This is a genomic window from Falsiroseomonas frigidaquae (genome assembly GCF_012163145.1).
GTDB lineage: Bacteria > Pseudomonadota > Alphaproteobacteria > Acetobacterales > Acetobacteraceae > Falsiroseomonas > Falsiroseomonas frigidaquae.
Genome location: NZ_JAAVTX010000007.1, coordinates 285,097 through 298,079, shown reverse-complemented (window position 1 = coordinate 298,079; position 12,983 = coordinate 285,097). Strand labels below are relative to the sequence as shown.

The 12,983-nt window shown below is 69.2% G+C and carries 11 protein-coding genes; 5 read left to right on the top strand and 6 right to left on the bottom strand.

Annotation, left to right across the window (positions count from 1 at the left end; translation table 11 throughout):
* Positions 1-29 precede the first annotated feature (29 nt).
* The 4 genes from HB662_RS24055 (at position 30) to HB662_RS24040 (ending at position 3,269) form a co-directional block, all read left to right on the top strand.
* On the top strand, positions 30-440 hold the full coding sequence (locus HB662_RS24055) for an AtzH-like domain-containing protein (protein WP_168053644.1): 411 nt from the start codon (positions 30-32) through the stop codon (positions 438-440).
* Positions 437-1,726 (top strand): NAD(P)/FAD-dependent oxidoreductase, encoded by a 1,290-nt coding sequence (locus HB662_RS24050; RefSeq protein WP_245185862.1) that lies wholly within the window; start codon positions 437-439, stop codon positions 1,724-1,726. The genes HB662_RS24055 and HB662_RS24050 overlap by 4 nt, the downstream gene beginning before the upstream one ends.
* A 141-nt stretch (positions 1,727-1,867) precedes the next feature.
* Positions 1,868-2,647 (top strand): cold shock domain-containing protein, encoded by a 780-nt coding sequence (locus HB662_RS24045; protein ID WP_168053642.1) that lies wholly within the window; start codon positions 1,868-1,870, stop codon positions 2,645-2,647.
* A 220-nt stretch (positions 2,648-2,867) separates the two neighbouring features.
* The gene (locus HB662_RS24040; protein ID WP_168053641.1) at positions 2,868-3,269 is read left to right on the top strand and encodes a hypothetical protein; all 402 of its coding nucleotides are present in this window, start codon (positions 2,868-2,870) and stop codon (positions 3,267-3,269) included.
* 19 nt (positions 3,270-3,288) lie between these two features.
* Here HB662_RS24040 and HB662_RS24035 read toward each other — a convergent pair whose 3' ends face one another.
* A complete protein-coding gene (locus tag HB662_RS24035; protein WP_168053640.1) occupies positions 3,289-4,029 on the bottom strand; it encodes an aspartate/glutamate racemase family protein in 741 nt (246 codons plus the stop codon).
* A gap of 111 nt (positions 4,030-4,140) precedes the next feature.
* Between HB662_RS24035 and HB662_RS24030 the strand changes: the two genes are divergently transcribed.
* A complete protein-coding gene (locus HB662_RS24030; RefSeq protein ID WP_168053639.1) occupies positions 4,141-5,136 on the top strand; it encodes a Bug family tripartite tricarboxylate transporter substrate binding protein in 996 nt (331 codons plus the stop codon).
* A gap of 37 nt (positions 5,137-5,173) precedes the next feature.
* Here HB662_RS24030 and HB662_RS24025 read toward each other — a convergent pair whose 3' ends face one another.
* The 5 genes from HB662_RS24025 to HB662_RS24005 form a co-directional block, all read right to left on the bottom strand.
* Complete coding sequence (locus HB662_RS24025; RefSeq protein WP_168053638.1) at positions 5,174-7,882, bottom strand: Calx-beta domain-containing protein; 2,709 nt, start codon at positions 7,880-7,882, stop codon at positions 5,174-5,176.
* 94 nt (positions 7,883-7,976) lie between these two features.
* A complete protein-coding gene (phnD, locus tag HB662_RS24020; protein WP_168053636.1) occupies positions 7,977-8,933 on the bottom strand; it encodes a phosphate/phosphite/phosphonate ABC transporter substrate-binding protein in 957 nt (318 codons plus the stop codon).
* 54 nt (positions 8,934-8,987) lie between these two features.
* On the bottom strand, positions 8,988-10,421 hold the full coding sequence (locus HB662_RS24015) for a dihydroorotase (RefSeq protein ID WP_168053634.1): 1,434 nt from the start codon (positions 10,419-10,421) through the stop codon (positions 8,988-8,990).
* A gap of 2 nt (positions 10,422-10,423) precedes the next feature.
* Positions 10,424-11,203 (bottom strand): SDR family NAD(P)-dependent oxidoreductase, encoded by a 780-nt coding sequence (locus tag HB662_RS24010; protein ID WP_168053632.1) that lies wholly within the window; start codon positions 11,201-11,203, stop codon positions 10,424-10,426.
* A gap of 142 nt (positions 11,204-11,345) precedes the next feature.
* Positions 11,346-12,836, bottom strand: a complete 1,491-nt coding sequence (locus tag HB662_RS24005) for an amidohydrolase family protein (RefSeq protein WP_168053630.1) — start codon at positions 12,834-12,836, stop codon at positions 11,346-11,348.
* Positions 12,837-12,983: the final 147 nt, after the last annotated feature.

The following is a 12,983-nucleotide window of genomic DNA, read 5'->3' as shown; positions in this document are numbered from 1 at the left end:
GCTGGGGCTGGCTTGGCAGGAGATTCGGCGTGCAGATCGACGACCCGGACATCATCGCGGAGGCCCGCGCGGTCTTCGACCGCTATGAAGCGGCGCTGATGGCGAATGAGACGGCCACGCTCGACGCCATCTTCTGGGCGGACCCGCGCACTGTCCGCTTCGGCATCGGCGAGATCCTGTATGGCATCGAGGCCATCCGCGCCTTCCGCGCCTCCGTGAAGGCCTATGCGCAGCGCACCCAGCGCCAGGTACGCATCACCACCTTCGGCCCGGATGTCGCGGCCACGCATCTGGAATATGAACGCATCGGCACCGGCCTGGTGGGGCGCGAGACCAAGATCATGGCGCGCATCCCGGGGCAGGGGTGGCGCGTGGTCTCGGCCCATGTCTCGCTGCTGGCGGCCGATGATCCGGGGCGGGTGATGGGAGAGGTGCGTTGATCGAGTTGGAGATGCAGCAGGGCGATGCGCCGCATGTGGTGGTGATCGGCGCCGGCATCATCGGCGCCGCGACGGCGCTTGGCGCGCTGCGCGAGGGTTTCCGGGTGACCATCCTGGAGCCGGGCGACCCGGGCGGCGAACAGGCGGCAAGCTACGGCAATGGCTGCTGGCTCAGCCCGATGTCGGTGATCCCGCCGGCCGGACCCGGGCTGTGGAAGAAGGTACCGAAATTCCTGGCGGACCCGCTGGGGCCGCTGGCGATCCGCTGGTCGTACCTGCCCAAGGTGCTGCCCTGGCTGGCCCGCTACCTCTGGGCCGGCTGGACGGAGGCCAAGGTTCTGCGGGCGGCGCAGGCGCTGCGGCCGCTGCTGGTGGGCAGCCCCGCGTTGCACAAGGAACTGGCGGAACAGGCAGGCGTCGGCCACCTGATCGAGCGCCGGGGCCTTGTCTACATCTATGAGAACCGCGCCCAGTTCGAATCCGAGGCGCTGGCCTGGCGGGTGCGCAAGCAGGTCGGCATCGAATGGCTGGAACTGGACGCGGATGAGATGCGCCAGCGGGAGCCCGACCTGGACCGCCGCTACACCTTCGGCGCGATGGTCGAGGAAGGCGGCCACTGCCGCGACCCCGGCGCCTATGTCGCGGCACTGGTCGCCCAGGCCCGGGCGGAGGGCGCCAAGTTGCTGCGGGATGCCGCCACCGGATTCCGCATCGAGCAGGGCCGGCTGAAGGCGGTGCTGACCCGGAGCGGGGAGCTGCTCTGCGACCACGCCGTGATCGCCGCCGGCGCCTATTCCCGCAAGCTGGCGGCCGCGGTCGGTTCGGACGTGCCGCTGGAGACGGAGCGCGGCTATCACGCGATGGTGGCGGATGCCGAGGCCGGGCCGCGCACGCCGATGATGCCCTATGACGGCAAGATGTCGATCACCTGGACCGATCGCGGCCTGCGCTGCGCCGGCCAGGTGGAGATTGCGGGGCTGGATGCGGCGCCGAACTGGAAGCGGGCGGAGATCCTGCGCGACCACCTGCTGCGCAGCTTCCCCGGCCTGCCGCGGGACCTGCCGGCCAGCCGGGTGAAGATGTGGATGGGCCACCGGCCTTCCATGCCGGATGGGCTGCCATGCCTCGGCCCGTCCGCGGCGACGCCGGATGTGCTGCTGGCCTTTGGCCATGGGCATACCGGCCTGGTCGCCGCGCCACGCACTGCGCACGCCATCGTGGACCTGCTGGCCGGCAGAACGCCGGACCTGCCGATGGAGCCGTTCCGGCCGGAGCGATTCGCATGACCTGTTGAAGGCCCGCGCTGCCTCCATGCCTGGGAATCGGCGCGCTTTTCGCTGGTTTTTCTTGCTACCTGGTGCAATCTTGCATGGTGGCGGCCCTGCATCGTGTCGGGTCGTGTCCACAAGTACGGATTGCATAAGATCGTGTTTCCCGACAACGAGCAGGGCGGCGCCGGGTCCGTCGAAGCCGAAGTTAAGTGGTACAATGCCCGCAAGGGTTTCGGCTTCGTCCTTGGACCGGATGGACAGGACGTCTTCTTCCACGCCTCGGCCTTGACCGAGGCGGGCATCGAGCCGCCGGACACCGGCGACAAGTTGAACTGCGAGATCGGAACGGACCGTCAGGGTCGCCGCCTGGTCACGCGGATCCACTCGGTCATCAAGGGTCCGGGCGGCGGCGACAGGGCCGCGCGTCCGGGTGGGTTCGGGGATCGTCCGCCGCGTCGGGATTTCGGAGGCGCGCCGGGTGGCTTCGGCGATCGTCCGCCGCGCCGTGACTTCGGCGGTGGTGCGCCCGGCGGGTTCGGCGATCGTCCGCCGCGTCGGGATTTCGGGGGCGCGCCGGGTGGCTTCGGCGATCGCCCGCCGCGCCGCGACTTCGGCGGTGGTGCGCCGGGTGGCTTCGGTGCCGGTGGTGGCGGCTTCGGCGCGCCGCGCGGCAATTTCGGAGACCGTCCGCCGCCGCGCCGCGATAGCGGCCGCGACGAGGGTGGCCCCACCTATGCCGTGAACGGCACGGTGAAGTGGTTCGACCAGGTGCGCGGCTTCGGCTTCGTCACCCCCGAGGATGGCGGGCAGGACGTGTTCTTGCATTCCTCCGTCCTGCAGCGCGCCGGCCGGGCCGATGTGCAGCAGGGTGAGAAGGTGGCGCTGGATGTGCGCGATGGTCAGCGCGGGCGCCAGGCCGTCAACATGAAGGAGTAGCCTCACGGCGCTCCGCCGGCGCCTTCTGCGCCAATGTAAAAAGCCCCGGTCACGAAAGTGCCGGGGTTTTTTCTGGATTTAACTAAAAACCGACTGGCACAGCATGTGTCAGGCTAAAAATTTACCTTCCATTTACGATCAAGGGCCGAGTGTAAGGACACCGCGACGCCTCGACGACCGCGGACAAATCGCCAGGCGGGAAGATCCCGGAGGAAATGCGATGTCCAGTGCCCAGATCATGCCATCACCCATGGCATCCTATGCGGCCCCTCTCGGGGAAGCGGGTCTGTTCTACGACCCCGTCCTCCGCATGGGCATCTCCTGGCTCGACAAGCCCGCGAGGCCGGAGCCTGTGGTCGATGCGGGAAGCCCGGTCAGCCTGGCGGAAGCCGTAGCCGGCATCGTTGCCATCGCCGCCGCCCGCGCCCGCAACGCTGGCGAACTGCTGGCGCTGCGCCGCGCCGTGGAGCATGCGCTGGACGCACCGATTCAGGCGATACCCCGGCCGGCGCCGGACCCGCGCGAATCCGGCCTTTCGGACCTGCCGGAAATCTGCGACGCCAGGGCGGAGAATGAGGCGGACCGCCTGGGCGCGCTGCTGCGGCGTCAATCCCCGGGCTGAACGCACCCAACCGCGCGGCTCAGCGGAAGCGGGTGGGCCGCAGCCCGCCATGCAGCCAGCTGACCAGCGTATAGATGTCATAGACTGGCAGCCCAAGCTCCGCCTGCAGCGCTGCGGCGTAGGGCGGCATGTTGGTGCATTCCAGCACGACGGCGCCCACCTCGGGATGCCGCGCCACCAGGGCGCGCCCGGCGTCCAGGATATCCTGCTCGGCCAGCGCCACGTCCATGTCGGACGCCTCGGCCTTGATCAGCACGCGGAAGAACTCCCGCCCGCCCTCCGTACCCTGCACGGGAATATCCAGCGGCACATTCGCGGCCTGCAGATGCGCCGGCGTCAGCGACGAACTGCTGACGGTCACCACGCCTACGCGCTTGCCCGGCGGCAGCATCGCCTGCACCCAGGGCACCTGCATCAGGGAGGAAGTGGCCACCGGCACCTGCACCGCCGCCGCCAGCTCCGCCTGGAACAGCGACAGGAAGCCGCAATTGGTGGTGATCGCCTCCGCACCCAGATCGATAAGATCCCTTGCTGCATCGATGAAGTCCGGCAGCAGGCCGCGCGCGCCCTGCAGCACTACCTTCTCCGGCGTCGCGCCGCGCACCACCCGGAACAGCACTGGGAAGGGCCATGTGGTGCCATTGCCCATGTCGCCGGGGATGCGCGGGAATCGCGCTTCCAGCATCAGGATTCCGAGCGGCGCGCCGTAGATGGATTTGCCGCCGCGCGCGATGCGCGGAGAATGGGAGGAGCTGGACATGGGCGAAGCGTAGCCCGCTGACGCTTTCTGTCCAGCCGGGCGTGGCAAGGGGTTGCACAGCGGGCTCCGGGGCGGTTCTTCTACACCCGAACAGGCCGAGGACCCTCCGCAATGAAATTCCGCCATCGCCTTCTGCTGCCGCTTCTCGCGGCCCTTGGCGCCGCCGCACCTGCCGTGGTGCAGGCGCAGGATAACTGGCCGTCGCGCCCGATCGAGTTCCTCGGCGGCTTCCCCAACGGTTCGGGTGTCGACATCTACGCGCGCCGCATCGCGGAGCCGCTGTCACGCGCGCTGGGCGTGCCCGTCGTGGTGAACAACCGCGTCGGCGCCGGCGGCAACATCGCCTCCGCCTATGCGGCCAATGCGCGGCCGGATGGCTACCTCATGCTGTTCGGCACGGCCGGGACGCATGCTATCAACGCCACGCTGTACCGGCGCCTGCCCTTCGACCCGATGCGCGACGTGACCCACATCGCGCATCTGGGCGATGTGCCGAACGTGCTGATCACCAGCATGCAGCACCGCCCGCAATACACGGATTGCGCCGCGCTGGTCGCAGATGCCAAGGCCCGGCCCGGCGCGCTGAACTACGCCAGCACCGGCAATGGCGCCTCCACCCATCTGGCGGGCGCGCTGTTTGCCTCGCGGGCGGGGATCGACATGCTGCACATCCCGTTCCCCGGCCAGGGCCCGGCCATGGCCTCGCTGCTCGGCGGGCAGACCGACCTGTTCTTCAACCAGGTCGGCCCCTCCGTCGGCATGATCCGCCAGGGCGCCGTGCGCGGGCTCGGCGTCACCACGCCACAGCGCCTGGCCGCGCTGCCGGATGTGCCGACCATCGCCGAGGCCTGCAACCTGCCGGGCTTCGAGAGCACCACCTGGTACGGCGTCTTCGGCCCTCCCGGCCTGCCGCAGCCGATCCAGATGCGGCTGAACGCCGAGATCCGGAAGATCATCGAGGCACCGGAATTCCGCGACTGGCTGGTGAACAACCAGGGCATCGCGCCCTCCACTGTCCGCACGCCGGAGGAGTTCCGCCGGGTGCATGAGCAGGACATCGCCCGCTGGGGCGAGGTGGTGCGCGCCGCCGGCGCCCAGGTGGACTGAAACTGGAGGGGGGGCGCCGCGGCGCCCCCTTCTTCCTTCAGGCCAGGATGAAATCTGCCGCGCTCAGAGCGTGGCTGCCGCCCAGCACGAAGGCCATGTCCGCCTGCACATCGGCATCGGCACTGTCGAACCAGACGATGGTGCTGCCCGGCACCTGCGTAACCCGCACCGCGGCCGCGCCCGCCGTGAAGGCGCCGCCACCGAGGAAGCCGATGGGCCCGCCCAGGGCCGAGAGATCCAGCAGGTCTTCCCCCACCACGAAGCCCGTGATCCGGTCCCGCTGCGTGACGCTGCTTTCCGACGTGTCGGTCCAGCGGAACACATCCGCGCCGGCACCGCCGAGCATGACATCGGCCCCGAGGCCGCCCTCGAAGGTGTCGTTGCCTTCGCCGCCCACCAGGATGTTCCGGGAATCGCTGCCGAGCAGCAGGTCGTCCCCGGCCTCGCCGCGCACCGTATCCATGTGGCCGTCGCCGGCCAGCAGCGTGTCGTTGCCGGCACCGCCAAACAGCTGGTTGTTGCCGCCGCCGCCCTCAAGCCGGTCATCGCCATCGCCGCCATAGAGCCGGTCGTTGCCGTCGCCGCCGGACAGCACATCATCGCCCGCCGCGCCCACCAGCGTGTCCAGCCCATCTCCGCCCAGGATCGTATCCGCGCCACCGCCACCATTCAGCAGGTCCTGGCCGCGCCCGCCATCCAGCACGTCGTCGCCGTCATTGCCCAGCATCCGGTCGTCGCCGCTGCCGCCCCACAGGCTGTCCTGGCCGAGGCCGCCATATAGCGAATCCCGCCCGGTGCCGCCGAACAGCGCGTCGTCGCCATCGAGCCCGACCAGCGTGTCGGCGCCGCCTGCGCCCTCCAGCGTCTCCGCCGCCGCGCTGCCGCGCAGCAATTCCGGCACCGGCGGGCGCGGCTGGTCCTGCACCAGCAGCGGGGTGATGGCCTCTGCGGTGAAGCTGGATGCGGTCAGCACCATGGTGCCGCCCTCCTCCAGCTCCACCAGGTCATCGGCGGCGAGCGTCAGCAGGACGGAGGCCTCGGTCTGGTTCGCGGCGAAGGAGACGGTGCCGCTGAACAAGGTGCCCGGCGCGAAGTCCGCGGCGCTCAGGCTGCCGGGGACGAAGCTCCAGCCCAGGCTCGCGGCCTCCGTCAGGCCGGCGCCGCTGCGGATGAAGCGGTAGACGATGGTGCTGTCCTCGGTGCCTTCCACGAGGGGCGAGGTCTCGGGGATGATGGTGATCAGGCTGGTGGTATCGAGGATGGTGCCTGTGGCAGTACCTTGCAGCAGATCCTGGCCGATCGGGTTGGAGAGGGTGAGGGTCAGCGCCTCATCCGCCTCCACCACGCGATCCGTGGCGATGGCCACGCTGATGGTGCGGCTGGTCTCGCCGGCCAGGAAATGCAGCACGCCGATGGCCGCGGTAAAATCCGCCCCGGCGGTCGCGCTGCTGCCCGTCACGGCATAGTCGACGCGGCCATCGGCGCTGGCATCGCCGCGGGTGACGGTGAAGACCATCTCGCCCGCCGCCTCGGTGGCGCTGGCATCGGCCACGCTGAAACCGGCGACCACCGGCGCGTCGTCATCCGTGATGGTCACCACCACGCTGTCATTCAGCAGGATGCTGCCGCCCGGCGCCAGGAAGGTGACAGGCGTGGTGGACAGTTCCAGGCGGAAGGTCTCGTTGGTGAAGCCGAGGAGGGGCAGCGCCTCGTCAATCGCGTCGCGATTGATGGGGATGAAGATGGATTTCTGCGTCTCGCCCGGCGCGAAGGTGATGCTGCCGCTGGTCTCCAGCAGGTCGGCCTCGACATTGGCGTAGCCGAGGCCCTCGGCCTGGTTCACCGCCTGCCAGGTGACCGTGACCGCGTGCTGCACGCCGGCAACCAGGCGCACTTCCACGGCGGCGAAGGTGGCGCCGGGGCCGGTGCCCTCGACCACCACGGTATCCTCGGCGCTGATCTCCGCCGTCACCCAGCCCTGGCGATAGGCGAAGTGCCAGACGCCGGGCTGGCCGATGATATTGCCGGTGGTGACCAGGTCCAGGGCGGCCTGCGGATCCTCGGCGGCGGCCAGGCTCGGCGGCAGTTCCGTGACCACCACCTCGCCATCGATGACGGTGGCGAAATTCGTCATCAAGGCGCGACCGGCGACCGTGTCGAAGAACAGGTTGTCGCGGAAATTGAAGGAAGGCCACTCCAGCGATTCGTAGCGGAAGGTCACGTCGAAATCGATCGAGGTGGCGCCCGGGTTGGTCGCGGGGCGGAGCACCAGCTGGAAGGCGTTGCGGCCCGCCGCATCGCTGATCTCGGACCCGCCGCCGGAGGTCGGCAGCACATCGTCCCAGGTCACCACGAGGGTGCCGGTCGCCTCATCCAGGTCGTACCAGACCATGTTGGTGCCGCGGGAGGTGCCGCCTTCGCTCAGGGGCAGCGGCGTGCGGTCCGTGTCCACCGGGCTCCAGAAGGGGGCCAGGATGGGCGCGATGGTCTCCCGCACGCCGACGCCGGGGCCTTGCGGGGGGATCTCCGGCAGTTCCGCACGGTCCCCGGAAGCCGGGCGGAACTGGATGAAGCCATCCTGGTTCACCCAGAGCGAGCTATGGAAACTGCCGAGGAATTTGAGGCCCGAGCTGGCATTGTAGAAGGCCGAAAGGTCGATCGGCCCGAAGCTCCAGCGCGAATCGGCGGCCAGCGCGTTCTCACCGAGGCCCGCCGGGCCACCGAATCCGTTGATCAACAGTGCCATGCCGGGTTCCTGTTCCTTGGACGTCCGGCTTAGAGTGAGGGTGACACGGAAAGCGTCAACCTCGTTTCGGTTTCGTCAGATTTCGCGCCGCGGGTCAGTTCCGCCGACGGCGTTGCGCGGCTTCCTCCTGCCGCATGGTCACGAAGACCTCGTAATCCGCATGCCGCGTCGGCACCCAGCCGATGACGTTGCCGCGTTCCACCGCGCGGTGGATGTCCGGATGCGCGGCGGGCAGCGCCAGGTGGAAGGCGGTGATGTCGGCCATGAAGGCATCCGGCGTGTCCTTCCGCACCACGATCGGGCCGTTCTTGATGGGGCGGGACTGCCAGATGATGCGCAGCTCGCGCAGGTTGAGCAGGCCCTTTTCCGCCGTCGCGCGCAGCATGCCGCGGGAGAAGCCCTCGGAGGCCTCGCCGACGCCCGAGGCCCAGGTGACGCCGGCATCGAATTGCCGGCCCATCACGGCCACGATCGCCTGTTCATGCCCGCCGGCGAAGCCGGTGCGGCCGAAGAACTGCTCCGGGTTGATGCCGGCGGCGCGCAGCTCCGCGCGGGGAATCAGGTAGCCGCTGGCGCTGTTCGGATCGGCCCAGGCCATGGTCTTCCCGCGCATCTGCTCGATGCTGGTGATGCCGCTATCGGCGCGGGTGTACATGACGGCGACGTAGCTGGTGCTGCCATCGGCTTCCTGCGTGACCAGGATGGGTTCGACATTGCCATTCGATTCCATCCAGGACGCCGCATAGGCGGCGGGCGACATGCTCGCCATCTCGATATGCTTGCCCGCAAAGGCCTGGACCACGCCGGAATAGTCGCTTGCCTGGAACAGGCGCACGGGCACGCCGAAGGTCTCCTCGATCAACCGCCCATAGGCGCCGTAGCGGCCGATGCGATCCGCCTCATTCTCCCCGCCCAGGATGCCGATGCGTATTTGCGGCAGTTGCTCCGCCCAGGGGCGGCGGCCCTTCTCCGGCATGGCGGGCGCCTGGGCGCGCGCGGCAAGGGGGGCGAGGGTGGCGGCGGCAATCAGGGTGCGGCGGGTGAAGCGCATGGGGGCGGTGCCTCGGTGACGGAAGCGCGACACTACCGTGACAGGCGCCGCAAATCACCAGGATTGGGCGTTCGGCCGCAGGATCGCCTTGGTGGTCGTCGCCAGGTTGCGCGGTTCGGGCTTCGGCATCTGCGGCCGCTCCATCCGGCCCCAGCCGGGCGCGTCCAGCACCGTGCCGCCTTCCATGACGATGCGGCCGCGCACGATGGTGGCGACCGGCAGGCCCACCGTCTCCATGCCCTCATAGGGGGTGAAGCGGCTGCGCGTGCTGTGCAGCTCCGCGCCGCGGATCACGCCCTCCTTCGCCGGGTCCACCACGGCGATGTCGGCATCCGCGCCGGGCTGGATCACGCCCTTGCGCGGATAGAGGCCGAAGGCCTTGGCCGGCGCGGCGCAGGCCATGCGCACATACTGCTCCATCGTCATGCGGCCCTGATGCACCAGGGTCAGCATGAGGCGCATGGAGGTCTCGACGCCCGGGAAGCCGCAGGCATTGTCCCAGAAGCTGGCATGCTGCTTCTCCGCCATGGCATGCGGCGCGTGGTCCGTGCCCAGCATGTCGATGGTGCCGTCCAACAGGGCATTCAGGATCGGCTCCCGCTGCGCGCCTTCGCGGATCGGCGGGTTCAGGCGCGCAATGCGGGCCTTGTCACCAACGAGATCTTCGGCAGACAGCAGAAAATACTGCGGCCCGGTCTCCACCGTCATCGGCACGCCGCGCGCCTTGGCATCGCGGATGATGGGCAGGGAGCGCATGCAGCTTTCATGCACGATATGGATGCGCGCGCCGGTCCACTCCGACAGGGTGATGGAACGGTTCAGGCTTTCCAGCGCCACGATATCGGCGCGCGCCGCCAGATGCGCGAAGGCATCGTCGCGCCCGGCGGCCTTCATGCGGTTCTCGCGCCAGAACAGCATGGGCGAGTTCTCGGCATGGATCGAGCAGCGCAGGCCGAGCTCGGCCAGGATCTCGAACCCCTCCAGCACCGCGCCGTCATTGGGGGCGGGCAGGTTGCCGGTGGTGTTGCCGTAGAACAGCTTGGTGCCGATGATCCCGGCCTCGGCGAGCTGCGGCAGGATGTCCAGCGTGCGCTCGTCCAGCAGGCCGTACAGGCCGTAATTCACATGCGCCTGGCGCGCGGCGGCTTCCTGCTTGATGGCGAGCGCATCCATCGACCAGACCGGCGGGTCTGTGTTCGGCATGTCGAAGATGGTGGTGACGCCACCGGCCGCAGCGGCGCGGGTGCCGGTGGTCCAATCCTCCTTCTGCGTCATGCCGGGTTCGCGGATGTGGGTGTGCACATCGATGGCGCCAGGGATGACGAATTTGCCGGCCGCCGCCATGGTGCGGCGGGCGCGCGGCGCGAAGTCGCGATGGCCGACGAAGACGATCAGCCCATCCTTCACCGCGACATCGGCGGCGAAGCGCCCGGTCTCGTTGATGACGGTGCCGCCGGTGATGAGCAGGTCTGCGTAAAGTTCGGTCATGATCAGATCACCCAGCCGCCATCGACGGTGAAATCCTGCCCCGTGGTCTGGCGCGACAGGTCGGAGGCGAAGAACAGCACGGCATTGGCCACATCCACATCCGTGCTGATGCGGCGCAGCGCGTATTCGCTGGCGTGCTTGGTGTGCGCTTCATCGATGCTGATGCCGTCCTTCCGCGCCATGGTGGCCAGCACGTTCTGGAAGCGATCGCCTTCCACCATGCCGGGGGCGACGCAGTTCACATTGACATTGTGCGGGCCGAGTTCCAGCGCGGCGGATTTCGTCAGCCCGCGCAGGCCCCATTTGCTGGCCGAGTAGGCGCTGCGCCCGGCGCGGCCGCGCATGCCGAAGGTGCCGCCCACATTGACGATCTTGCCTGAGCCCGCCGCGATCATTGTCGGCGCGAAGGCGCGCATGGTGAGGAAGCAGCCGGTGACGTTCAGGCGGAGGATTTCGTCGAATTCCTCCGGCGTGGTCTCCCAGAAGGTCTTTCCCAGGGGGCCACGGCCGCCGGCGATGTTGATCAGCGCGTCGCAGCGGGTGAAGGCGGCCAGCACGGACTTCGCCATGGCGTCCACGCTGGCGGCATTCATCAGGTCGCAGCCGAAGATTTCGGCGCGGCGGCCCATGGCGCGGACCTGGGCGGCGACGGGTTCGATGGCGGCGGTGTCGCGGCCGACCAAGGCGAGGTCGGCGCCATGTTCGGCCAGCAACAGCGTGCAGGCGGCGCCCATGCCCTTGGCGGGGCCGGTCACTACCGCCACGCGATCCTTCAACAGCATTCTTGGCTTCCTCCGCCGATTTGCCCCAACCCTTACCAGCCTTCGGCGTTGCGGCAGTGCCGCAACCCCCCGCTTCGCAGGGGAGTGAGCCATGCTTCTCCCTCCCTCGCCTGCGGGGGAGGGCCGGGGTGGGGGGTTCCCGCTACTCCGCCTTCAACAGCCGCTTCGACCGTGTCCAGCCCTTCGCCATCGCCCGGCAATGGCACGCCACATGCGGCGCAACCGCCTCGCACCATTCGCGCGCCCCGGCATTCACGCCGCGCAGCCGCTCGGCCGCCGCATTCGCCTCCCGCGCCAGCTTGGCCTCGTCGATGCCGAGCACGCGGCGGTCGCGCAGTTTCCACTGGCCGGCGACCATCACATCCACCACGGCGCTGCCATCCTCCGTCCAGACCATCTGGTTCGCCGCGTCGTTCAGCGGCGCCCAGTTCACATGGTCCAGGTCCAGCAGCACCAGGTCCGCATTGCGCCCCGCCTCGATGGTGCCGCCCTCCAGCCCCAGCAGCTTCGAGGAGCCCTCGGTGGCCAGCCGCACCGTCTCCGCCGTGCCGAGCCATTCGGCATCCTCCGCATCCTCCCACAGCCGGGACGCGAAGGCAGCGAGGCGCATGGCCTCGAACATGTTCTGGTTGTCGGAGGAGGAGGAGCCATCCGTGCCGATGCCGACCGTGACGCCCGCCGCCAGCGCCTTCCGCACCGGCGCGATGCCGGAGGCCAGCCGCATATTGGCACCCGGATTATGCGAGATGCCGGCGCCGCGTTCCGCCAGCAGCGCCAGGTCGCCCTCGGTCAGCCAGACGCCATGCGCCACGCTGAACCACGGCCCAACCAGGCCGAGCTTGTCCATATGGCCGAGCAGCGTCGCGCCCTCGTAGCGGATTTCGCCGCCCGCCGCCTGATAGCGGCTTTCGGCGACGTGGCTCTGCATCGGCAGGCCATGCTCCGCGGCCAGCGCCCGGCAGGCCTTCAGGAAATCGTCCGTGCCATGCAGCGGAATCGTCGGCGCGACGCCGAACCGGATGTTCCGCCCACCATGCGACCAGCCGCGCGCGATGTCGCCCATCGCCGCCAGCGTATCGGCGGCGGGGGCGGTGGACATCGCCGCCACCTTGCTCCGAAAGGGCTCCGGCAGGCTCTCGATCAGGCCCGGCGTCGCCTGGAAGAAGGTGAGGTCCCCCAGCATCGGCGCCAGCACGGCGCGGAGGCCGACCGCCGCATAGGCCTCCGCCATCGCATCCAGCCCCTCCGCGGTCGGCAGCGGGATCTCGGAGGGCAGGTCATAGACCGCGGTGCAGCCCTTCTTCAGGTTCTCCACGGCGTTCAGCGCGCTGGACAGGTACTTGTCCTGCAACTGCCGCCCGCCGGTGACCCAGGGCGCATGCGCCAGCAGCAGCGCCAGGTCCCATTTGTCGCCCGATCCCTTGGCGAGCCCGCCATGGCCATGGGTATGGCCATTCACCAGGCCGGGGATTACCAGGCGGTTGCGCGCATCGAAGGGCTGGGCGGACTCCACCTGGCTGCCGGGCGGCAGCAGCGCGGCGATCCGGCCGCCTTCCACCAGCACCTCCTGATAGCTGGTGGACAGCGCATCCGGCGCCAGGACCCGGGCGCCGGTCAGAAGGATTTTCGACATGGCGGCAGCCTCCAACCATTAGGCGGCCGGTGCAATTGCACCGGCCGAGCGGCCGAACGGCCGCCGCCGCCCATGCGGCGAAGCCAAGCCGGCGGAGCCGGCGCCCGGCGTTTGAGGGGCATGAAAACTTCTGATCGGGATGGCCAA

Excerpts from the sequence above, each read along its gene's own strand:
- HB662_RS24015 (WP_168053634.1), bottom strand. The coding sequence starts at position 10,421 with ATGACCGAACTTTACGCAGACCTGCTCATCACCGGCGGCACCGTCATC.
- phnD (WP_168053636.1), bottom strand. The coding sequence starts at position 8,933 with ATGCGCTTCACCCGCCGCACCCTGATTGCCGCCGCCACCCTCGCCCCC.
- HB662_RS24025 (WP_168053638.1), bottom strand. The coding sequence starts at position 7,882 with ATGGCACTGTTGATCAACGGATTCGGTGGCCCGGCGGGCCTCGGTGAG.
- HB662_RS24010 (WP_168053632.1), bottom strand. The coding sequence starts at position 11,203 with ATGCTGTTGAAGGATCGCGTGGCGGTAGTGACCGGCCCCGCCAAGGGC.
- HB662_RS24030 (WP_168053639.1), top strand. The coding sequence starts at position 4,141 with ATGAAATTCCGCCATCGCCTTCTGCTGCCGCTTCTCGCGGCCCTTGGC.
- HB662_RS24005 (WP_168053630.1), bottom strand. The coding sequence starts at position 12,836 with ATGTCGAAAATCCTTCTGACCGGCGCCCGGGTCCTGGCGCCGGATGCG.
- HB662_RS24035 (WP_168053640.1), bottom strand. The coding sequence starts at position 4,029 with ATGTCCAGCTCCTCCCATTCTCCGCGCATCGCGCGCGGCGGCAAATCC.
- HB662_RS24040 (WP_168053641.1), top strand. The coding sequence starts at position 2,868 with ATGTCCAGTGCCCAGATCATGCCATCACCCATGGCATCCTATGCGGCC.